This window comes from Herbaspirillum sp. GW822-FHT03A08, from assembly GCF_058801885.1.
Map to the genome: position 1 here is coordinate 245,287 of NZ_JBXANR010000007.1, position 22,127 is coordinate 267,413.

Genomic DNA, 22,127 nt, shown 5'->3' on the forward strand with positions numbered 1-22,127 from the left:
TTGTGACGATTTTTGATTATCTGGTATTGCTGGTGCTGGTTTGTTCAGTAATCATCAGCATGTTACGTGGATTGGTCAGGGAAGTGCTGTCGCTGGCCAGTTGGGTAATTGCATTAGTCGTCGCCAACGCCTATGGTGAAACATTGGCGACGATGTTGCCCGACGTGATTCCGGGCGAGTCGACAAGATTGATTGTGGGGTTCATTGCCTTGTTTATCGGTACGCGCCTGTTGATGGGCCTGGTGACCAGAGCAATGTCTGAAGTGGTTAAGGCGAGCGGCCTGTCGCTGATCGATCGCAGCCTGGGCGCAGTGTTCGGCCTGGCGCGCGGCGCGGTGATTGTGCTGGCGGTGGTGTTGTTGTGCGGTACGACGTCGATTCCGCAGCAGCCATTCTGGAAAGATGCGAGGTTGAGTCCGTTGGCGGAAACCGCCGCGGAGACCGTTAAACCCTATTTGCCGGGCCAGTTCGCGCAGCACGTCCATTTTTAATTTTGTTTCTCGTTTAGGAGTCCACCATGTGTGGCATTGTCGGCGTCGTTTCCCATAGTCCAGTCAATCAGTTGCTCTACGATGCGCTGCTGCTGCTGCAGCACCGCGGTCAGGATGCAGCCGGTATCGCAACCAATCACGCAAACGGTTTCTCGATGCACAAGGCCAACGGTCTGGTGCGCGACGTGTTCCGTACGCGCAACATGCGTTCGTTGCCAGGCAACACCGGCCTCGGCCAGGTGCGCTATCCGACCGCCGGCAGCTCGTCGAGCGAAGAAGAGGCGCAACCGTTCTATGTCAATGCGCCGTTCGGCATCATTCTGGCGCACAACGGCAACCTGACCAATGCGGAACAGCTCAAGGTCGAGATGTTCAAGAACGACCGCCGCCACCTCAACACCGATTCCGACACCGAAGTGCTGGTCAATGTGTTTGCGCATGAGTTGCAGCAAGCCACGACTGGTTATTCGCTGGATCCGGCTGCCGTGTTCAAGGCCGTGGCGATGGTGCACAAGCGCGTGCGCGGTTCCTACGCCGTGGTGGCGCAGATCGCCGGTTACGGCCTGCTGGGCTTCCGCGATCCGTACGGCATTCGTCCGATGTGCCTCGGTTTCAACGAAACTGACAAGGGTTCCGAATACATGCTGGCCAGCGAATCCGTGGCGCTGGAAGGCCTGGGCTTCCGCTTCCTGCGCGATGTGATGCCGGGTGAAGCGATCTTTATCGATAACGACGGCAAGTTGTACAACCAGCAATGTGCCGACAACCCGACGCTCAATCCTTGTGCTTTCGAATTCGTCTACCTGGCGCGTCCTGATTCGGTCATCGACGGCGCATCGGTCTACGCCAGCCGCCTGAAGATGGGTGAATATCTGGCCGAGAAGGTCCGTCGCGAAATCGCCAGCGGCGAAATTGACGTCGTCATGCCGATCCCTGATTCGTCGCGTCCTGCTGCGATGGAGCTGGCGCTCAAGCTGAACCTGGATTATCGCGAAGGCTTCATCAAGAATCGCTACATCGGCCGCACCTTCATCATGCCGGGCCAGGGCCTGCGCAAGAAGTCCGTGCGTCAGAAGCTCAATGCCATCGGTTCCGAATTCAAGGGCAAGAGCGTGCTGCTGGTCGATGACTCGATCGTACGCGGCACGACCAGCCGTGAAATCGTGCAAATGGCGCGTGAAGCCGGCGCCAAGCGCGTGATCTTCGCTTCGGCCGCGCCACCGGTGAAGTTTCCGAACGTCTATGGCATCGACATGCCGACACGTGACGAACTGATCGCCTATGGCCGCACCGACGAGGAAGTTTGCCGCGAAATCACGGCTGACGCGCTGGTGTATCAGGACGTGGAAGATCTGAAGCGTTCTATCTCGGATGTCAATCCGGCGTTGAAGAACTTCGAAGCATCGTGCTTCGATGGCAATTACATCACCGGCGATATTTCTCGCGACTACCTCGACCGTCTCGAGTTTGCACGCAAGAATCCGAAGCCGGCGCTGGAAGACGCCGTGCGTTCGCAACTCAATCTGAACCTGGCGCGGGTGGACTAAGTCTCCACTGCGTTCCGGAACATTCGGAACAGAAAAAACGCCGGATTGCTCCCAGAGCATCCGGCGTTTTTCATTGATCTTTCGCTTCCATGCCGAGCGTAATGCTGCGGCAGCGCGAGAACTGGCTTATCATCACCGTTCTCCCACGATTTCCGCCTCATGCATCTACATCTATGAACGACAAGAAGAGCTACGGTTTCACCACCACCATTTTGCACAGCGACCGTCAGAAAGAGATCGAACACGGTTCGCTGCACAAGCCGATTCATACCTCCGTGGCGTTCGGCTACAAGGATGCGCGCCAACTGGCTGAAGTATTCCAGGGCAAGCAATCCGGCTATCGCTATGGCCGTCAGGGCAACCCGACCGTGTCGGCGCTGGAAGAGAAGATCACCAAGATGGAAGACGGCCTGTCGACCATTTGCTTTGCTACCGGCATGGCGGCGATCGGCGCCGTAATTCAGGGTTTGCTGCGTGAAGGCGACCACGTAGTGTCGTCGGCTTTCCTGTTCGGCAATACCAACAGCATGTGGATGACGGTCAATGCGCAAGGCGCACGCGTCTCGATGGTCGATGCGACCGATGTCAAGCTGGTGGAAGAAGCGCTGACGCCGCAGACGCGCGTCGTGTTCGTGGAAACCATCGCCAATCCGCGCACTCAGATCGCCGACTTGAAGCGCATCGGTGACCTGTGCCGTGAGCGCGGCATTCTGTATATCGTCGACAACACGATGACGTCGCCTTACTTGTTTCAGCCGAAAGCGGTGGGTGCGGGCCTCGTGGTCAATTCGTTGACCAAGTCCATCGGCGGTCACGGCAACGCGCTGGGCGGCGCGCTGACCGATACGGGTTTGTACGATTGGTCGCGTTATCCGCACATCGCCGACAACTACAAAAAGAATCCGCAGAAACAATGGGGCATGGCGCAGATCCGCGCCAAGGCCTTGCGCGATTTCGGCGCTTCGCTGGGTCCGGAAGCGGCGCATCACATCGCCGTCGGTTCGGAAACCATGGCGTTGCGCCAGGAGCGCGAATGCGCCAATGCGCTGGCCGTGGCACAGATGCTGGATGCCGATCCACGTGTGGCGGCCGTGTATTACCCGGGTTTGCCATCGCATCCGCAACATGCGCTGGCGACCGAACTGTTCCGTTCCTACGGCAGCTTGCTGAGCTTTGAATTGAAGGACGGCATCGATTGCTTCGACTATCTGAACCGTCTGCAACTGGCGGTAGCGTCTAGCAATCTGGGCGATACACGCACGCTGGTGATTCCGGTGGCGCATACGATTTTCTATGAAATGGGGCAGGAGCGCCGCGCCGCGATGGGCATCGCTGAATCGTTGATTCGCGTGTCGATCGGACTGGAGGATACGGACGATCTGGTGGGGGATTTCCGCCAGGCGCTGGATTCCTGATGGCTTGATCCCTGATCTTGCTCTTATGACCAACGGTCATGCCGGCATCGCGCCGGGATGACCGTTTTTCTTTGTGCGCCTTGCCGGATTACGGCAGCAGCTTTGCAGGCGCAGTCTTGTCGGCCCACTTGTTGGTGTAGCTAGGTTTGTACGTCTTGAAACGATGCAGCAGATCCGCCGGATTCTGTTCATGCATCATCAGCAGCGATTGTTCCGCCGTCAAGAAGCGTTGCGACACCAGATGTTCGATGAACGCAATCAGGTTGTTGTAGAAGCCGTCGACATTGAGCAGGCCGATCGGTTTGTAGTGAAAACCGAGCTGGGCCCAGGTCAGTACTTCAAACAATTCCTCCAGCGTGCCCATGCCGCCCGGCATGGCGATAAAACCGTCCGACAGCTCCGCCATCATGGCCTTGCGTTCGTGCATGTCCTTGACGATGTGCAGACGGGTCAGGCCGTTGTGGCCGAGTTCCTTGTCCAGCAGCGCCTTGGGAATCACGCCCGTTACTTCGCCGCCCAGACGGATGACTTCTGTTGCAATAATGCCCATCAGGCCGACGTTGCCGCCGCCATACACCAGGGCAATATTGTCCTTGACCATTTCCTGCGCCAGCGCGCGTGCGCCTTCCGCGTAGACTTCAGATGCACCGGCGGAAGAACCGCAATAAACACAGATGGATTTCATTTTCTTTAGCTCGGGTTAATCGACATTGCCATGTTATAACATGCTTACCATGACAAAAACATCCTCGCCAGCGTAGCGAATTCAGGTGACCTGGCAATGACAGGAGACATGAACGACTACTCAAGGAACAGCATGCAAAACAAGATCGTGACATTGGCATTGCAAGGCGGCGGATCGCACGGCGCCTTTACCTGGGGGGTGCTGGATCGTCTGCTGGAAGACGGCCGCATGGACTTTGAAGGCATCAGCGGCGCCAGCGCCGGCGCCATGAATGCGGCAGTGCTGTCGCACGGCTTCAATGTCGGCGGCCGCGAAGGTGCGCGCGAAGCGCTGGCGGCGTTTTGGGGGCGTATCGCGATTAAGGAGCCGTTCAGCTTTCTGCCACCGGAGATGATGCCGGGCGGCACCAGCCTGCTGACCCAGACCACACCGGCGGCGATGCATGCCTTTCTGGCGATGACGCGTTTCTTCTCGCCGACACAGCTGAATCCGCTCGATATCAATCCCTTGCGCGACATCCTTGAAGAACAGGTCGACTTCGACCGCTTGCGCACCCGCAGCACCATCAAACTATTCATTGCCGCCACCAAGGTCAGCAGTGGCACGCTGAAGATTTTCCGCGACCGCGAACTGACGCTGGATGCCTTGCTCGCATCAGCCTGCCTGCCGTCCATGCACCGTCCGGTCGAGATCGATGGCGAGGCATATTGGGATGGCGGCCTGACGGCCAATCCACCGATTTTTCCTCTGCTGCATCTGTGCTCATCGCGCGATCTGCTGGTCGTGCTGCTGCATCCGTGCAGCCGCCCCGGCACGCCGACGTCGACGCATGATATCGGTCAGCGGCTGTCGGAGATCAGTTTCAGCTCGGCGTTTTTTACCGAACTGGGCGGCCTGGCCCTGGCCAAACGCGAAGCGGAAAGCGGCATGTTCGCCTTCGGTACGCTGGAGCGGCGCCTGAAGCGACTCAACATGCATCTGGTCGAAGCCAACGACCTGATGAGCCAGCTTGACGTCATGAGCAAGCTCAACACCAAACGATCGTTCATCTACGGTCTTTACGATGAAGGCAGGCAAGCCGCGGAGCGCTGGATGGAGACGCACTTCCACACGGTGGGGCTGAAGTCGTCCTTCGATCTCGGGCGATATCTGCAGTAAGGCATCGGGGCGCAGGCCGCGGTGCAGCGGGCAGGGCGGGCTAGCCTTATACTGTGGAGTTTTCCCGATTGCATAGAAGCCGCCCGCCATGAAGCCATCCCGTTCCGAATTCCTCGATATCCGCGGTCTGCGATATCACGTACGCCACTGGGGTGATCCGCAGGCGCCCAAGATTTTCATGGTGCACGGCTGGATGGATATTTCGGCCTCGTTCCAGTTCATGGTCGATTGCCTGCAACAGGAATGGCATGTGATCGCGCCCGATTGGCGCGGCTTCGGCCTGACCGAACGTCCTCAGGCCGACACCTATTGGTATCCCGATTATCTGGCCGACCTCGACGCCTTGCTGCTGCACTATGCGCCGGACGAAGCAGTCAACTTGCTCGGTCACAGCCTCGGCGGCAATGTCGTCGGCCTGTACGCGGGCGTGCGTCCGCATCGCATTGCCAAGCTGGTCAATCTGGAGGGTTTCGGCTTGCCGAGCACGAAGCCCGAACAAGCACCGGGACGCTTCGCCAAATGGCTCGACGAGTTGCAGGAAAAACCGGAGATGCGCAGCTACGCCACCCAGGAAGACGTCATGGGGCGCCTGCAAAAGACCAACCCGCGCTTGAGCCGCGAGCGTGCCGCCTTCCTCGCGCAACACTGGGCCGGGCAGAACGATGACGGCAGTTGGGCGATCCTCGGCGATCCGGCGCACAAGAACACCAATCCGCTGCTGTATCGCGTCGACGAAGTGACCGCCTGCTGGGCGCAGATCAGCGCGCCGGTTTTGTGGGTGGAGGCTGCTGAAACCGACATCTGGCGCTGGTTCGGCCAGAACGCACTGATGCGCCCGGAAATCGACCGCCGTATCGGCTTTTTGCGCAACGTCCGCACAGAGATCATTCCCGATGCCGGACATATGCTCCATCACGATCAGCCGGCGTTGCTGGCGGCTGTGATTGAAGCCTTTCTGAGCGAATAAAGCGCCATCCTCGTCCGTCGCCGCAAAGCCCTTCCTACAGTGTGTGCAAGTGCAGCAGAGAAGGCGCTGGCGGCGTACAATGGAAGTATCATTTTCGTGTTTTCAAGGTGTTTCCAACAATGCTCAACGTCGATCTGCACTGTCACTCCAATGTCTCTGACGGCCTGCTGCCGCCAGCGGAGGTGGCTGCGCGCGCCAAGGCTAACGGCGTCGATGTCTGGGCACTGACCGACCACGACGAAATCAGCGGCATTGCCATCGCGCGCGAGGCCGCACAGGATCTCGGCATGCGTTACATCCCCGGTGTCGAGATTTCGATCACGTGGGCGGGGCAGACCGTGCATATCGTCGGCTTGCGCATCGATGAAAAAAACGAGACGCTGGTCAAGGGCCTGGCTTCCACCCGCAACGGCCGCGAACGTCGCGGTCGCGATATCGCAGCAGAGCTGGAAAAGGTCGGCATCCCCGATGCCTTCCAAGGCGCGCTCAAGCACGTCGGTAATCCCGATCTGATGTCGCGCACGCATTTTGCCCGTTACATCGTCGAGATCGGCCGCTGTGCCGACACCAAGGAAGTCTTCCGCAATTATCTGTGCGAGGGTAAACCCGGCTATGTGCCGCATCGCTGGGCCACACTCAAGGAATCGGTCGACTGGATCCGCGGCGCCGGCGGCGTAGCGGTGATTGCACATCCGGGACGCTATCAGTACAGCGATCTGGAATTCGGCGCCTTGTTCGATGAATTCAAGCAGCATGGCGGTGCGGCGATTGAGGTCACTACCGGTAGCCATACCCCGGATCAATATGAGGAATATGCGCGCGTCGCCAGGCGTTACGGCTTTCTGGCGTCGATAGGCTCGGATTTCCATGGCCCGGGCGAATCGCGCGTGGATCTGGGAACGCTGCCGCCATTGCCGAAGGATCTGACGCCTGTCTGGCACGACTGGAAGCTGTAAGCGTCCACAAGCTCATAAAGACGTCATTTCTGCTTCTCAATGCCTCAATTCCGCAGGGAATTGGCGCAATCCCTTGATTTTCCCCCTTCCGATCCTATCTAATAACCACTTTCCCGATAGGAGTTTTCCGGATGAAACGCATATTCCTCTTCCTCGCGACCAATATCGCCGTGCTGGTGGTGATGAGCGTGATCTTGTCCCTGCTCGGCGTAGACAAATTCCTGACCCGCGCAGGCCTCAACCTGCCGATGCTGCTGGTGTTTTCCATCGTCGTCGGTTTTACCGGTTCCATCATTTCGCTGCTGATGAGCAAGACCATGGCGAAGTGGAGCACCGGTGCGCGCGTGATCGATACGCCGGCGAACTCCACCGAGGTCTGGCTCGTCAACACTGTCGGCAAACTGGCGCAGCGCGCCGGCATCGGCATGCCCGAAGTCGCCGTCTATGAAGGCGAGCCAAATGCCTTCGCCACCGGCGCGTTCAAGGATTCTGCGCTGGTCGCGGTGTCGACCGGTCTGCTGCAAGGCATGACCAAAGAAGAAGTTGAAGCCGTACTCGGCCACGAAGTCGCCCACATCGCCAATGGCGACATGGTGACAATGACATTGATCCAGGGCGTGGTGAATACTTTCGTGGTGTTTCTGTCGCGCGTGGTCGGCTACTTCGTCGATTCGGCGTTGCGCCGTAACAATGACAACTCGGGTCCCGGCATCGGTTACATGGTGACGGTCATGGTCTGTCAGATCGTGTTCGGCATTGGCGCCTCGATGATCGTGGCCTGGTTCTCGCGCCATCGCGAATTCCGTGCCGACGCCGGCTCAGCCAGATTGCTCGGCGGCCCGCAGCCGATGATCAATGCATTGGCGCGTCTGGGTGGCATTCCTGTGAGCGGTTTGCCGGAATCGATGGCCGCCATGGGTATCAACGACAAGCCGGGTTTCATGGAATTGTTTTCCACCCATCCGCCGCTGGAGCAGCGTATCGCTGCCTTGCGTAGCAGCAGTAGTACGCGATAATGATGCAGATGTGACAATGAACGGCGGTGTAGCAACCGCCGTTTTGCCTTTTTGAAGTTCGATTTTAAGACGAAGGATTCATGAGTCAGTTTTTCCAGATCCATCCCGATAACCCGCAACTGCGCCTGATCAAGCAGGCTGCGCAGATTATCCAGGGCGGCGGCATCGTCGCCTTGCCGACCGATTCCTGTTATGCGCTGGTGTGCCAGCTCGACGACAAGAATGCGGTGGAACGCCTGCGCCGGATTCGCGGCGTCGATGAAAAGCATCATCTGACCTTGCTGTGCCGCGATCTCAGCGAAATTGCGCAATACGCCAAGGTCGATAACCGCCAGTACCGTTTGCTCAAAGCGGCAACGCCGGGGCCGTACACCTTCATCCTGGAAGCCACCAAGGAAGTCCCGCGCCGGCTGAGCCATCCGTCACGCAAGACCATCGGTCTGCGCGTGCCTGAAAATCAGATCGCCCACGCCCTGCTGGCGGAACTGGGCCAGCCACTGATCGGCACGACCCTGATCCTGCCGGATCAGGACGATGCGCTGACCGACGCCGAAGAGATTCGCGATCGCCTGGAAAAACAGATTGAGCTGGTTATCGATAGCGGCGCCTGCAGTCTGGAACCGACTACCGTCATCGATCTCAGCGATGACGCTGAGCCGGTACTGGTGCGGCAGGGGCGGGGCGACGCAGCGCCGTTCGGCTTGTAATTGCCGAGAGGTAATTTTTTTACCGATGCTGCGGCATTGCCGGGTGTAATCGTTGTCATGCAGTTAATTTCTGCCTCTCCGGGCGGTGCTGCGCGCCGCCGTCTCGCATTTCTTGTCTTCTCTGCCGATTTTCCGGCGGTTCAGCCTGATCCCTCTGCTAAAATTCGCACCCATGAATGATCTTATCCAGACTGTCGCAGTGTATGCGCTCCCGGTACTGTTCGCGATTACACTGCACGAAGCGGCCCACGCCTTTGCTGCAAAGTACTTCGGCGACACGACCGCCTACATGATGGGGCGCATGAGCCTCAATCCACTCAAGCACATCGATCCTTTCGGCACCATTGTCATCCCGGTGCTGCTGTACTTTGCCACCAGCGGAGCGTTTCTGTTCGGTTACGCCAAGCCGGTGCCGCTGGACTTCGGCAAGCTGCGCAAGCCCAAGCGCGACATGGCATGGGTGGCGCTGGCCGGCCCGGCCGCCAATTTTCTGATGGCGCTGATCTGGACCCTGATGATTTATGCGCTGGCGATCGGTGGCGTCGAAGAAGAATTCTTCATGCTGATGGCCAAAGCAGGGGTGCTGACCAATCTGGTGATGTTCGCCTTCAACCTCTTTCCGATCCCGCCATTGGATGGCGGGCGCATTCTGACCAGTTTGCTGCCGAACAAATATGCGTATAAATTTGCACAGATTGAGCCTTACGGATTCTTTATCGTGATGGCATTGGTCTTGCTGAAGGTGATTTACACCTGGTGGATGGCGCCGGTCATGTACCTGGCAGGAAGCTTGCTGCAGTTGATTACTTCGCCGTTATCCTTACTCTTTAATTAAAACACACCATGTATCCTGATCGCGTTGTCTCCGGTATGCGCCCGACGGGTGCGCTGCATCTGGGCCACTATCACGGCGCCCTGAAGAACTGGGTCAAGCTGCAATCCGAACTGCCTTGCCTGTTCTTTGTTGCCGACTGGCATGCGCTGACGACGCATTACGATGACCCCAGCGTCATCGAAACCAGCACCTGGGAAATGGTGATCGACTGGCTCGCCGCCGGCGTCGATCCCTCCCAATCCACCTTATTCATCCAGTCGCGCGTGCCTGAGCATGCCGAGCTGCACCTGCTGCTGTCGATGGCGACGCCGCTGGGCTGGCTGGAGCGCGTGCCGACCTACAAGGATCAGCAGGAAAAGCTGGCCGACCGCGACCTCGCGACTTACGGCTTCCTCGGCTATCCGCTGCTGCAGGCGGCCGACGTGCTGATCTACCGGGCCAGCCAGGTGCCTGTCGGCGAAGACCAGATCCCTCATATCGAGATGATGCGCGAGATATCGCGCCGCTTTAACCATCTCTACGGCAAGGAAAAAGGCTTCGAAGAAAAAGCGCGCGAAGCCGTCAAGAAGCTCGGCAGCAAGCGCTCCAAGCTGTATCAGGAACTGCGCACGCAATTCCAGGAGCAGGGCAACGAAGAAGCGCTGGAGCAGGCTAAGGCCATGCTCGACGACGCGCAGAATTTGTCCATGATCGACCGTGAGCGCTTGTTTGGCTATCTGGAAGGCAGCCGCAAGCTGATCCTGACTGAGCCGCAGGCCTTGTTGACGGAAGCTTCGCGCCTGCCTGGTCTGGACGGCGCAAAGATGTCCAAGAGCTATGGCAACGCCATTGCGCTGCGCGAAGACAAGGACTCCGTAACCAAGAAGGTCCGCACCATGCCGACCGATCCGCAGCGCGTGCGCCGCACCGATCCCGGCGATCCGGCCAAATGCCCGGTCTGGCAATTCCATCTGGTGTACTCGGATGATGCTGCGCGGCAATGGGTCGACAAGGGCTGCCGGTCAGCCGGCATTGGTTGTCTGGAATGCAAGCAACCGGTCATCGACGCCATCCTGAAAGAGCAGCAGCCGATGCTGGAACGCGCACAGCAATACATCGACGATCCGTCGCTGGTGCGCGCCATCGTCGCCGACGGCTGCGACACAGCGCGCAAGCTGGCGCAGGACACCATGCGCGACGTCCGTGAAGCCATGGGATTGGGTTATTGATGGCCTACATCAAAACCCTGCAGGGTATAGGTACTATGTAAGCAAATCTGAACAAATTGACCGATAGCAGTGGCTATCCGCTACAATCGGTCTTTTATTTTCTACTCACTACGCACTAACATCATGATCAAGGGCAGCATAGTCGCCATCGTCACGCCGATGCATCCAGATGGCAGTCTCGATTTCCCGGGATTGCGCAAGTTGATTGATTGGCATATCGCGGAAGGCACTGACGGTATCGTTATCGTCGGCACCACCGGCGAATCCCCGACCGTATCGGTCGAAGAGCATTCCGAGCTGATCAAAGTCGCGGTCGAGCACACCGCCAAACGTATTCCCATCATCGCCGGCACCGGCGGCAATTCGACTTCGGAAGCGATTGAACTGACCGAGTTCGCCAAGAAGGTCGGCGCCGATGCATCGCTGCAGGTTGTTCCTTACTACAACCGCCCGACGCAGGAAGGCATGTACCTGCATTTCAAGAAGATCGCCGAGTCGGTCGACCTGCCGGTGATTTTGTATAACGTTCCCGGCCGCACCGTCGCCGATATGAGCAACGAAACCATCCTGCGCCTGGCGCAAGTGAAGGGCATCGTCGGCGTCAAGGATGCAACCGGTAACATCGGCCGCGGCACGGATCTGATCCGCCTGGCGCCGAAGTCGTTCTCGATTTATTCCGGTGACGACGCCACTGCAATCGCGCTGATGCTGTACGGCGGCCACGGCAATATCTCGGTGACGGCCAACGTCGCGCCGCGCGATATGCACGAGCTGTGCGTGGCGGCCATGAGCGGCAACATCGCCAAGGCAGTCGAACTGAACAACAAGCTGCTGCCCTTGCATAACAAGCTGTTTGTCGAACCAAATCCAGTACCGCTGAAGTGGGCAATGATGGAGATGGGCCTGATCGAATCCGGCATGCGTTTGCCGCTGGCTCCGCTGGGCGACGCCTATCACGATACCGTGCGTGGCGCGTTGCGTGAGTCCGGTGTATTAAAATAATTAATTAACATAAACGGCAGTGTCGTTTTCCCTTGAACCTGAACCCGCTTTTCATTGCAACGATATGACAATTCGCAAGAACGTTCACTCTGCTTCACGTCTTCTCCCACAACGTGGTCTCATCATTGCTCTGGCTTTCACCGGCCTCGCAGGATGCAGTGCCGTCAGCAACATGCTGGAAGGGGATCGTATCGACTACAAGAGCGCAGAAAAAGCCAAGGGCCCACGACTCGAAGTGCCGCCTGATCTGACACAGCTGCAGCGCGACAACCGCTATGCGATTCCTGAAGCAAACAAGGGCGTCGCAACCGCTTCCGGATACAACCTGGAACAGAAGACCCGTCCTGCTGCCGATGCCGCTGCCGTGGCACCGCAAGCCAAGGGCGATCTGCGCATCGAGCGCGATGGCACTCAGCGTTGGCTGGTCGTCTCGCAAACGCCGGAACAGCTGTGGACGCCGATCAAGGACTTCTGGCAAGACTCCGGCTTCCTGATCAACGTCGAATCGCCTGACACCGGCGTGATGGAAACCGACTGGGCTGAAAACCGTGCCAAGATCCCGCAAGACTTCATCCGCAACACGCTGGGTAAAGTGTTCGATTCGCTGTATTCGACCGGCGAGCGCGACAAGTTCCGTACGCGTCTGGAACGCGGTCCGAACGGCACCACTGAAATCTTCATCAGCCATCGCGGCGCCGAAGAAGTGCTGACCGGCTCGGCCAAGGAAACTTCGGTGTGGACTGCGCGTCCTTCCGATCCTGGCCTGGAAGCAGAATTCCTGGCGCGCCTGATGGTGCGTCTGGGTGCAGAAGAAACCAAGGCCAAAGCTGCCGTCGCCAATGCACCTAGCCTGCAAGCCCGCTCCAAGCTGCTGAAGGCGGCTACCGGCTCCAGCGTGCAAGTGGATGAAAGCTTCGACCGTGCATGGCGCCGCGTCGGCCTGGCGCTGGATCGCGTCGGCTTCACCGTGGAAGACCGCGATCGTTCGCAAGGTGTCTATTTCGTGCGCTACGTTGATCAGAACCAGGACGCCAAGGACAAGGAATCCGGCGGTTTCTTCTCGAACCTGTTCAGCTCCAAGGACAAGGACAAGAAGGCAGCGCGTTACCGTATCGTGGTCAAGGGTACCGGCGACGTCAGCAACATCACCGTCCAGAACAACGACGGCAAGCCTGAACTTTCGCAAACCGCGGACAAGATCCTTGGTTTGCTGAACGATCAGCTGAAGTAAGTTCTCAGGTAAATTCGTAGCAAGCAGTACATGTCTTCGCGAGGCCACTGTTGAAATTTGCAAGTCTCGGCAGTGGCAGCGAAGGCAATGCCCTCATCATCACCGGCAGCAATTCCGGTACGGCCAATACCACGGTCATGCTGGATTGCGGTTTCGGCATCAAAGAAACCGAGCGTCGTCTGACGCGCATCGGCAAACTCCCGCAAGATATCTCCGGCATCATTGTCACGCATGAACATCAGGATCATGTGGGCGGGGTGTTCAAGTTCGCCCGTCGCCATGGCATCCCGGTATGGCTGACCTATGGTACTTACCAGGCCGTCGGCGAAGAAGCCTGCAAAGGCGTGACGCTGCACTTTTGCCGCGACAGCGACGAACTCGTCATCGGCGATCTGTCTTTCTTGCCTTATACGGTGCCGCACGATGCGCGCGAGCCGGTGCAGTACGTCGCCAACGATGGCCGCTACAAACTGGGCGTGCTGACCGATGCGGGGCAATCGACGGCGCATCTGGTGCAGGCGCTCGGTGGTTGCGACGCGCTCGTATTGGAATGCAATCATGACCGCCAGATGCTCGCCGACTCGATGTATCCGCCATCGCTCAAACGCCGTATCGGCGGTGCGTACGGCCATCTGGCCAACGATACCAGCGCTGAAATTCTTGCCGCGCTCGACAAGCAGAAGCTCAAAACAGTGGTCGGCGCGCATCTGAGCCTCAAAAACAATACGCCGGAGCTTGCACGTACGGCACTGTGCGGCGCATTGGGCGCGCATCCGGGCGAAGTCATGATCGCTTGCCAGGAGGATGGGTTTGACTGGGTTGCCATCAGTTGAACAGCCGTGGCATAGGGTAGGGGCAGGGTGCGGAAAAAAAAGGGGGGGGCGGCAGGGCTGCCGCAGAAAACTGCGGAATGAGCGTGATAACACGCGCAGCGAATAAAACTACAGCAGTGAATGCGGCAACATGACAAACTGTGCAGGCATAAAAAAAGCCGACCCTCAGGTCGGCTTTTTCAATAATCAGTTGATTATTTTGCTGGTGCTGCGTCAGCTGGCTTAGCGTCAGCTGCTGGTGCTGCAGGAGCAGCGTCAGCTGGCTTAGCATCAGCTGCTGGAGCTGCTGCAGGAGCTGCATCAGCTGGCTTAGCATCAGCTGCTGGAGCTGCTGGTGCTGCTGCTGGAGCTTCAGCTGCTGGAGCTGGTGCAGGTGCAGGAGCTTCTTCTTTTTTACCGCAAGCAGCCAGAGCAACAGCCAACAAAGATGCGATCAACAGAGTCTTTTTCATGAATATTCCTTCAATAATAATCAAAATTTTGCGATGAATAATTACCGGTAATTATCGCTCTATAGGATGATTTCGGTGTCTTGCTTGTGGGCTTAACAACGAAAGCTTTCCAGCCCGATATTATAGCCACTTTTTCTGAAAATCACATGCGAATTATTCTTTTCTGTAAGAATTTGTAAGATTGTCGGAAATTCAGTCAGCTTGCCGTCAGGCCTTTATTCATGCAGGTTTCCGGCATTTCGCCTGATCCTGAAAAACAGAAAAGAGCGAATTTTTAAGCCTGTTAAGACAGTTCCAGCCAGCCGTCTTCGTACCAGTTGTGGAAGGCTTCCATCACATCCTCTGAAGCATGTTGCAACGCGCTCTTGTCCAGGCGGCGCTCATCGGCCAGTACGCTCAGCAGTGCTTTGTCGGCGCGACCGACGCCAAACGACTCGCCGTTGATGAACACATGCTTGCCGCGATAGAGCATCTGCGTTTTGCGTGAAAGCTTGAGCCCGCGCTTGTTTGCGGCCTGTGCGAAGCGTGCCGGCGTCAACGATTTTTCAGCCGGTTCAAAGAAAACCGTGGCCTTCGGCTCGGACAAATATTCGCCGAGGAAGATCGTGATGTCGTCGTCGGTGAAGCGCATCTTGTTGATTTCTTCGGTCACCTGCGAGAGCAATTCTTCAGGCAGTTGCGCCGGATGCTTGGCCGGTGTCAGCTTGGGATCGGCATAGCGGCCGGGCAGATCGATGGAATCAGCCATGAATTGCAGGAAAGCTTCGCCGAGCTCCTGATAAGCCGGCGCGCGGAAACCGATCGAATACGTCATGCATTCGCCGACGGCAACGCCATCGTGCGCATAATGCGGCGGCAGATACAGCATGTCGCCCGGTTCCAGTACGAACTCTTGTTCCGACTGGAAGTTCTTCAAAATCTTCAGCGGCATGCCGTCCACCAGCGATAAATCCTTCTGCGCGCTGATGCGCCAGCGGCGCTGGCCATGGGCTTGCAGCAGAAACACGTCGTAAGAATCAAAATGCGGACCGACGCCGCCGCCGTCGCTGGCGTAACTGATCATCAGATCGTCCAGGCGAGCATCGGGGATGAAACGAAACTGGCGCAGCAACTCATCGGACGCATCATCGTGCAGATTGACACCCTGGACCAGCATGGTCCATTCCTTTTGCTTGAGCGCCGGCAGTTTGGTCAGCGGACCGTGATCCATCTTCCATTGATCGCCGTTCTGCTGGATCAGGCGCGACTCGACGTCATCGCGCGACGCCATGTCGAACAGCGCCTGGCGCGACAGCAGCGGCTTGAAGCCGGGAATCGCCTGGCGGATCAGCAAAGGTTTCTTGTGCCAGTAATCGCGCAGGAACGTGGCGGGACTGATGTCGCCGAGCAGAGTCAGGGTATTTTTCATGGCGACATTATAGAGCGCAATGCAGTAGGGTACGCAGTGAACGCAGAAGCCTGCGCCGCTTCGGTGGGCTTGCCTGCATGCCAACTAAGCCGGATGCATCTGCCCGGCGCTCGTAATGACAATACCGGCGAAAGGGTATAATTCGGCTTGCAGATTGCAGTACATTCCCATGTCATGCCTTCTCGGGCCCGCACCAGAATATGGCCCTCGCAACAACAGCAAACACGTAGCAGGTTGTCGCCGGTTCAGTCCGGCGCTTCACCAGACCTGCAATGACCGATGAACCAGAACCAAGAGAAGGGGCATACATGAAGATTGCCAAAAATACCGTCGTTTCCGTCAAGTACAAACTGTCCGACGCGCAAGGCCAACTGATCGAAGAAAGCCAGGAGCCGATGGTCTATCTGCACGGTGGTTACGAAAACACGCTGCCGAAGATCGAAGAAGCGCTGGACGGCAAGGAAACCGGCTACAACGTGACCATCCAGGTTGAACCGGCAGATGCTTTCGGCGAATATGATGCGGAACTGGTCAAGATCGAACCGAAGAATCGCCTGCCATCGCCGATCGAAGTCGGCATGCAGTTCGAAGGCTCGCCGGACGATGAAAACCAGGCTGCGGTGATCTTCACCGTGACTGAAATCGCCGACGACAAGGTTGTCCTCGACGGCAACCATCCGCTGGCCGGTATCGCACTGCGCTTCGACCTGAACGTCACCGAAGTGCGCGAAGCGACTGAAGAAGAAATCCAGCACCAGCACGTGCACGGTCCGCACGGCCATCACCATCATGACCACGGTCACGATCATGGCGATGACGACGGCGAAGAAGGCGATCACTTCCGCAGTCAGCCGATTCACTAAAATCTGCCCACACTGCTGAGGCTTCTCGCTACGGACAGTGAACAGATTTGATGCTAATAAAAAACGCAGCTCAGGCTGCGTTTTTTTATGGGTGTTTCAACTCAGACACTTCATCCATGGTCCTGACGAAAGTCACGACCCAGCGGTGTATCAGCGCGTGAGCAAAGCAGAAAAGCTGATTTGACGAGCATGCTCATGAGCGGAAAAATTACTGCGAAGCCGGCGCCGATTTCGTCTCGTTAGCGAGTGTAAATAGATTTGGCTTGCCACCATCGACAGCAAATTTCGACCACCCCGACGCCACACCGATGCTGCCCAGATTGCGGCGCCAGAGAATGCCGGCGTTGGATTCGCTTTTCAGGTTTTCGCCATGCACCAGCAAGACCTTGCCGCGGAATTCGCCAGCCAGTGTGGTGATGCGCTGACGCGCTTCGGCAAAACCGTCGCGCTGGCCGCGCAGCAGGAAGGGGCGCTGGCTCGGTTGTGCCAGCGGATTGCCGTCGGTGAACAGCACGATGCCGGCCATCTTCCTTTGCGTGGCGAAGGTGAACAGGCGCTGCAGCCAATCCTTGTTGGCGATCATGCGGTCTTCGAATTCGCTGTTGCGGCCGCCGTCCGGCAGGAAGTGATTGTTGGCGGAAGGCAGGTTGACCGTCGCAAACAAGATGTTGCCGAACTCCCAGCGCGCGTTCTCCGTATAGCTGCGAAACTTCGGCGTCACTGATTGGCGGAACAGCGGCACCTTGCTGGCGCCGAATGAAAATTCATCGGGGAAGAACAGGTCGCGCACGCGGTTCAGGCGCTCAATCGCTATCGAACCGTTCTTGTTGCGGCAGCTGACCCAGTCGCTCGCCGCGAGCGAAACGATGACGCCGTTCTCCGCCTCCTTCAACAGATCGCGGCGTTCGCTGTAGAGCGTATCGCTGCAAGGCTCTGCGGCCGATTTGATGCCGTTGACGACGACGAAGGCGAGATTGTCGGCGTCGCTTTCGGTCAAGGCCTTGCTGAGCACCGCGCCATCCGGATTGCCGGAAAAAGAATGGCCGATCACACCGAACTGAAAGCTGTCTTGCGCCGCCGCCGTTGGCATCACCGTGCTGATGAACACGGCTGTGCAAGCAAAGACAAGCGCGCGCAAGGGCTTCAGCGTTAGCTTCATGCGCTGCCCAGTTGCTTGAGACGGTACAGGGCTTCCAGCGCCTGACGCGGCGTCATGGCGTCCGGATCGATGTCGGCCAGTGCTTCGGCGACCGCCAGTGCGGCTGGATCCTGCGGCGCGGGCGGCGCATCGTCGGCGTCATCATCGTCCCGTGCGTTGTGCGTCTGCGTGCTGAACAGATCAAACTGCGGCGTGGTCTGCACCGACTGCGTTTCGAGTGCGGTCAGATGCTTGCGCGCAGCGCGGATGACGGGCGTCGGCACGCCGGCCAGCTGCGCCACCTGCAAGCCGTAACTTTGCGACGCCGGCCCGGCCTGCACCGCATGCAGAAAAACGATGCTGTCCTTGTGTTCCACCGCTGACAAATGTACGTTGGACGCGGTCGGATGCACATCGGGCAACTGCGTCAGTTCGAAGTAGTGCGTCGCGAACAGCGTGAAGCTGCGCGTCACATCGATCAGATGCTTGGCGATCGCCCATGCCAGCGCGAGACCATCGAAGGTCGATGTGCCGCGGCCGACTTCGTCCATCAGCACCAGCGAATTTTCGGTCGCGTTGTTGAGGATGGAGGCCGACTCCGTCATTTCCACCATGAAGGTCGAACGGCCGCCGGCCAGGTCATCTGCCGCGCCGATACGCGTGAAGATGCGGTCGATCGGACCGATCGTCGCGCTGGTCGCCGGCACGAAGCTGCCGATGTAAGCCAGCAGCGTGATCAGCGCCACCTGGCGCATGAAGGTCGATTTACCGCCCATGTTGGGGCCGGTGATCAGCAGTAGTTTGCGGTCGGCGCTGAAGGCGCAATCGTTGGCGATGAAGCGTTCGATCTGGTTTTCCACCACCGGATGGCGACCTTGCTCGATAAGGATAGTCGGCTCAGTGACCAATTGCGGGGCGCACCAGTTGTTGCGCGCAGCGTGATCGGCCAGCGCGACCAGCGTGTCGAGTTGTGCCAGCGCATGCGCAATCGCTTGCAGCGTGACGATGTGCGGCGCCAGATCCTGCAGCAACTGGTCGTAAAGGAATTTTTCGCGCGACAGGGCGCGCTCCTGCGCCGACAAGGCCTTGTCTTCGAAGGCTTTCAGTTCCGGCGTGATGTAGCGTTCGGCGTTCTTGAGCGTCTGGCGGCGGCGATAGTCGTCCGGCACCTTGTCGGTCTGGCCGTGCGTGACTTCGATGTAGAAGCCGTGCACCTTGTTGTATTCGACGCGCAGATTGGCGATGCCGGTGCGGGCCCGTTCGCGTGTTTCCAGATCGATCAGGAACTGGCCGGCGTTTTCCGACAGGCCGCGCAACTCGTCGAGGTCAGCGTCGAAGCCGCGCGCAATCACGCCGCCGTCGCGCACCATCGCTGCCGGTTCCAGCATGATGGCGCGTTCCAGCAAGTCGACGCATTCGGTCGGCGTCGCCAGCGCGTCGTGCAATTCAAGCAGCAACGGCGCATCGGCATCACGGCTGCACATGGCGACGTAATTACGCAGCGAACCGAGCTGCTGCAAACCGGCGCGCAGGCCGGCCAGGTCGCGCGGACGCGCCGACAGCAGGGCGATACGGGTGGTGATGCGTTCGATATCCGGCACCGCAGCCAATGTCGCCGACAAGCCCGAGCAGGCGTCGGTACGCATGAGCGCATTGATCGCAGCATGGCGTGCCTTGGCGATACGCTGATCGCGGCGCGCGTGATGCAGCCAGTGACGCAGCAGACGCGAACCCATCGCCGTGCGGCAATGGTCGAGCAGCGAGAACAGTGTCGGCGCCAGCGCATTGGCGTCTTGTGCGCGGATGGTTTCGGTCAGTTCCAGATTACGGCGGGTGGAAGCGTCGAGGCCGATGAATTCGTTTTCCGATTCCACGGTGAGGGCGCGCACATGTTGCAGGCCCTTGCCTTGGGTCGACTGCGCGTAGCGCAACAGCGCGCCGCCGGCGCCGATGGCGGCTGTCATGCCTTCCGCGCCGAAACCGTTGAGCGTGGCAACCGACAGTTGATCCAGCAATGACTTTTCACCGCTCGGCTGGTCGAAGTGCCAGTCCGGCACGGTGGTCGGCTTGCCGCTGAGAATGTGGGAGTAAGCCGCTTCTTCGCTGTCGCCGACCAGCGTTTCTGCCGGCGAGATGCGTTCCAGTTCCTGCTTCAGGCGGGCTTCCAGCAAGGCGGGCTCGACCGTGAATTCCATCAGCTTCAAAGCGCCGCTGGCCATCGACAGCCAGGCCAGGCCGACCGTAACGGATTTGCGTTGCTTGCCGGCGGCGACGTTCATCGCCAGCAGCGGCCGCTCGGATTTTTCCGGCAGCAGGTCGGAGTCGGTCAGCGTGCCCGGTGTGATCACGCGCACCACCTTGCGTTCCACCGGCCCCTTGCTGGTGGCCGGGTCGCCGATCTGTTCGCAGATGGCCACCGATTCGCCCAGCTTGATCAGCTTGACCAGATATTGGTCGACGGAGTGGAAGGGGATGCCCGCCATCTTGATCGGCGAACCGTTCGAAGAGCCGCGCTGCGTCAGCGTGATGCCCATCAGGCGCGAGGCTTTTTCGGCGTCGTCGAAGAACAGTTCGTAGAAGTCGCCCATGCGGTAAAACACCAGCGTGGTGGGGTACTCCGCCTTGATGCGGAGATACTGGATCATCATCGGCGTATGCTTCTCGCCGCCCGCGCTGCCCGGGTCGGATTCAACGGTAGATTTTTGGTGTTTGGTCATTCAGTCAATTGTCGACGCCGGATCAGCAAGGTTTGCTGTGGCGCCATCCTGCTATCAGATTTTGGCGATCTGCCATTTTACTCCGTACCGGCATCCCGGACGAGGGAAACCCCTGCCGGGGAAGTGTTGCTGTCTTGTCCGACTTGCACGTCAGGCTTGTTGTTCACCGACATCGCGAGTGCGCAAAAATCGGAAAACATACGCGACGGTATGCGCTACAATTATTTTCAATCCGCGTCCTGCGACGACCTCATTGCGAGGCCGCGGCAACGGGGAATTCTTATGCTGCGCAAGAACCATCATATCGTCGCCGGATTCACCCTGAGCCTGCTGACGGCGACCTGCATGACAGGCGCGCGCGCGGCGGAGCCGAAGACGGATGAGAACCAGGCGACCGCGCTGATCGGTTTTGCCGGACCGCTGTCCGACCTCATGGTGCAAAGCGCCAGGCAGGGTGCCGAGCTGGCCATCGAAGAAGCCAATCAACAGCGCGCCGCCAATGGGCGCCAGCCGATACGCTTTGCCTTGTCTGTGCAAGACGATCGAAGCGATCCGAACACGGCGATTTATGTGGCGAAGTATTTCGTCAAAACGAAAGTCTCCGGCGTCATCGGCCACTGGACTACCGGGCCGGCGATGGCTGCCGCCAAAACCTATGAGCAGGCCGGCATTCCGCAGGTCAATTTCACAGCAACGGGAAATCAATTCACCAAGCAAGGCTACAAGACCACATTCCGCATTCTCGGCAGCACCACCAACACCGGCGTGTACCTGGCCGAATCCGCCGTCAATCTCCTGCATGGCGAACGCATCGCCGTGGTTGGCAACAACACACCCTACAGTCAGACGCTGGTGAACAGTTTCGTCACCGAACTGACGACCTGGTCGAAGAGCGTCGTCGTACGCAATGAGGTCAGCGGCAAAACCTCGGATTTCAATGCCGCGTTGCGTGCAGTGCAGGAAAAACAAGCCGATGTAGTTTTCTTCGCTGCCAATACCGGTCAGCTCAATGCCTTCGTCGCAGCGGTGCAGCGTATGAAAATCAACGCCAGAATTCTGCTTACCGGCGGCGCCATCAACCAGCGTTTTTCAGATGACGGCGATGCCAACCTGTATTCGCTGGAGCCAGACATCGCGCAAGAGCAATGTTTATCCTGGAAATCCTTTCGGCAAAAATACACCGCGCGTTACGGCCGTCCGCCCAGCACCTTTTCCCGCTATGCCTACAACGCGGCTGGCGTGCTGATCCAGGCTGTGCACCAGGCCGATTCCACTGATCCGGTCAAGATCGGCGACGCCTTGCGCCGCGTCCGCCATGTCGGCCTGAGCGGCGAGATTGCCTTCGACCAGTCAGGGAACAGCGTCAATCCAATGTACACGCTGTACCACGCCGAGCAGTCCGGCTGGCAACCGGTCAAGACCTTCTCCGCCAACAAGGCCATGAGCGCGCGTTGCGTCCGCTGACGCCAATAAAAAAGGGTGAACAGCAATCGCTGTC

20 protein-coding genes are annotated in these 22,127 nt (G+C 58.6%); 15 read left to right on the top strand and 5 right to left on the bottom strand.

Annotation, left to right across the window (positions count from 1 at the left end; genetic code table 11):
* The first annotated feature begins 2 nt into the window (after nt 1–2).
* From AC1RN6_RS21995 to AC1RN6_RS22005, 3 genes are all read left to right on the top strand, one after another.
* Complete coding sequence (locus AC1RN6_RS21995; protein ID WP_050478592.1) at nt 3–491, top strand: CvpA family protein; 489 nt, start codon at nt 3–5, stop codon at nt 489–491.
* A 26-nt stretch (nt 492–517) separates the two neighbouring features.
* The gene (purF, locus tag AC1RN6_RS22000; RefSeq protein ID WP_493007588.1) at nt 518–2,038 is read left to right on the top strand and encodes an amidophosphoribosyltransferase; all 1,521 of its coding nucleotides are present in this window, start codon (nt 518–520) and stop codon (nt 2,036–2,038) included.
* Nucleotides 2,039–2,211: 173 nt separating this feature from the next.
* Nucleotides 2,212–3,453, top strand: coding sequence for a cystathionine gamma-synthase family protein (locus AC1RN6_RS22005; RefSeq protein WP_493007589.1), 1,242 nt, complete (start codon nt 2,212–2,214; stop codon nt 3,451–3,453).
* An 88-nt stretch (nt 3,454–3,541) separates the two neighbouring features.
* Here AC1RN6_RS22005 and AC1RN6_RS22010 read toward each other — a convergent pair whose 3' ends face one another.
* Nucleotides 3,542–4,138 carry an LOG family protein gene (locus AC1RN6_RS22010; RefSeq protein ID WP_493007590.1) on the bottom strand — a complete coding sequence of 199 codons (597 nt, stop codon included), beginning with the start codon at nt 4,136–4,138 and terminating at the stop codon, nt 3,542–3,544.
* A 132-nt stretch (nt 4,139–4,270) separates the two neighbouring features.
* On the opposite strand from AC1RN6_RS22010, the gene AC1RN6_RS22015 reads away from it, so the two are divergent.
* From AC1RN6_RS22015 to AC1RN6_RS22060, 10 genes are all read left to right on the top strand, one after another.
* A complete protein-coding gene (locus tag AC1RN6_RS22015) occupies nt 4,271–5,296 on the top strand; it encodes a patatin-like phospholipase family protein (protein WP_493007591.1) in 1,026 nt (341 codons plus the stop codon).
* 88 nt (nt 5,297–5,384) lie between these two features.
* Nucleotides 5,385–6,263 (top strand): alpha/beta fold hydrolase, encoded by an 879-nt coding sequence (locus AC1RN6_RS22020; protein WP_493007592.1) that lies wholly within the window; start codon nt 5,385–5,387, stop codon nt 6,261–6,263.
* Between the two features lie 119 nt (nt 6,264–6,382).
* Nucleotides 6,383–7,219, top strand: a complete 837-nt coding sequence (locus tag AC1RN6_RS22025) for a 3',5'-nucleoside bisphosphate phosphatase (protein WP_493007593.1) — start codon at nt 6,383–6,385, stop codon at nt 7,217–7,219.
* 131 nt (nt 7,220–7,350) lie between these two features.
* Nucleotides 7,351–8,235, top strand: coding sequence for a protease HtpX (gene htpX / locus AC1RN6_RS22030; protein ID WP_493007594.1), 885 nt, complete (start codon nt 7,351–7,353; stop codon nt 8,233–8,235).
* An 80-nt stretch (nt 8,236–8,315) separates the two neighbouring features.
* A complete protein-coding gene (locus AC1RN6_RS22035) occupies nt 8,316–8,942 on the top strand; it encodes an L-threonylcarbamoyladenylate synthase (RefSeq protein ID WP_493007595.1) in 627 nt (208 codons plus the stop codon).
* Between the two features lie 172 nt (nt 8,943–9,114).
* Entirely contained in the window at nt 9,115–9,777 is a 663-nt protein-coding gene (locus AC1RN6_RS22040) for a site-2 protease family protein (protein ID WP_408166709.1), read from the top strand.
* An 8-nt stretch (nt 9,778–9,785) separates the two neighbouring features.
* Nucleotides 9,786–10,985 carry a tryptophan--tRNA ligase gene (locus AC1RN6_RS22045; protein WP_493007596.1) on the top strand — a complete coding sequence of 400 codons (1,200 nt, stop codon included), beginning with the start codon at nt 9,786–9,788 and terminating at the stop codon, nt 10,983–10,985.
* Between the two features lie 123 nt (nt 10,986–11,108).
* Nucleotides 11,109–11,987, top strand: a complete 879-nt coding sequence (gene dapA, locus AC1RN6_RS22050; protein ID WP_493007597.1) for a 4-hydroxy-tetrahydrodipicolinate synthase — start codon at nt 11,109–11,111, stop codon at nt 11,985–11,987.
* A 64-nt stretch (nt 11,988–12,051) separates the two neighbouring features.
* Complete coding sequence (bamC, locus tag AC1RN6_RS22055) at nt 12,052–13,218, top strand: NlpB/DapX family lipoprotein (protein WP_493007598.1); 1,167 nt, start codon at nt 12,052–12,054, stop codon at nt 13,216–13,218.
* 50 nt (nt 13,219–13,268) lie between these two features.
* Nucleotides 13,269–14,051: an MBL fold metallo-hydrolase gene (locus tag AC1RN6_RS22060; RefSeq protein WP_493007599.1), complete on the top strand. Its 783-nt coding sequence runs from the start codon at nt 13,269–13,271 to the stop codon at nt 14,049–14,051.
* 194 nt (nt 14,052–14,245) lie between these two features.
* Here AC1RN6_RS22060 and AC1RN6_RS22065 read toward each other — a convergent pair whose 3' ends face one another.
* Together AC1RN6_RS22065 and AC1RN6_RS22070 are read right to left on the bottom strand one after the other, a co-directional pair.
* Nucleotides 14,246–14,503, bottom strand: a complete 258-nt coding sequence (locus tag AC1RN6_RS22065; RefSeq protein ID WP_493007600.1) for a hypothetical protein — start codon at nt 14,501–14,503, stop codon at nt 14,246–14,248.
* Nucleotides 14,504–14,786: 283 nt separating this feature from the next.
* A complete protein-coding gene (locus AC1RN6_RS22070) occupies nt 14,787–15,911 on the bottom strand; it encodes a JmjC domain-containing protein (RefSeq protein ID WP_493007602.1) in 1,125 nt (374 codons plus the stop codon).
* A gap of 308 nt (nt 15,912–16,219) precedes the next feature.
* Here AC1RN6_RS22070 and AC1RN6_RS22075 point away from each other — a divergent pair, with 308 nt between their 5' ends.
* Nucleotides 16,220–16,774 carry an FKBP-type peptidyl-prolyl cis-trans isomerase gene (locus tag AC1RN6_RS22075; RefSeq protein WP_493007603.1) on the top strand — a complete coding sequence of 185 codons (555 nt, stop codon included), beginning with the start codon at nt 16,220–16,222 and terminating at the stop codon, nt 16,772–16,774.
* A gap of 208 nt (nt 16,775–16,982) precedes the next feature.
* On the opposite strand, the gene AC1RN6_RS22080 is transcribed toward AC1RN6_RS22075, so the two are convergent.
* Both AC1RN6_RS22080 and mutS read right to left on the bottom strand, forming a co-directional pair.
* The gene (locus AC1RN6_RS22080) at nt 16,983–17,933 is read right to left on the bottom strand and encodes a hypothetical protein (RefSeq protein WP_493007604.1); all 951 of its coding nucleotides are present in this window, start codon (nt 17,931–17,933) and stop codon (nt 16,983–16,985) included.
* Nucleotides 17,930–20,629, bottom strand: coding sequence for a DNA mismatch repair protein MutS (mutS, locus tag AC1RN6_RS22085; RefSeq protein ID WP_493007606.1), 2,700 nt, complete (start codon nt 20,627–20,629; stop codon nt 17,930–17,932). The genes AC1RN6_RS22080 and mutS overlap by 4 nt, the downstream gene beginning before the upstream one ends.
* A gap of 282 nt (nt 20,630–20,911) precedes the next feature.
* Here mutS and AC1RN6_RS22090 point away from each other — a divergent pair, with 282 nt between their 5' ends.
* Nucleotides 20,912–22,093 (top strand): branched-chain amino acid ABC transporter substrate-binding protein, encoded by a 1,182-nt coding sequence (locus tag AC1RN6_RS22090; RefSeq protein ID WP_493007607.1) that lies wholly within the window; start codon nt 20,912–20,914, stop codon nt 22,091–22,093.
* Nucleotides 22,094–22,127: the final 34 nt, after the last annotated feature.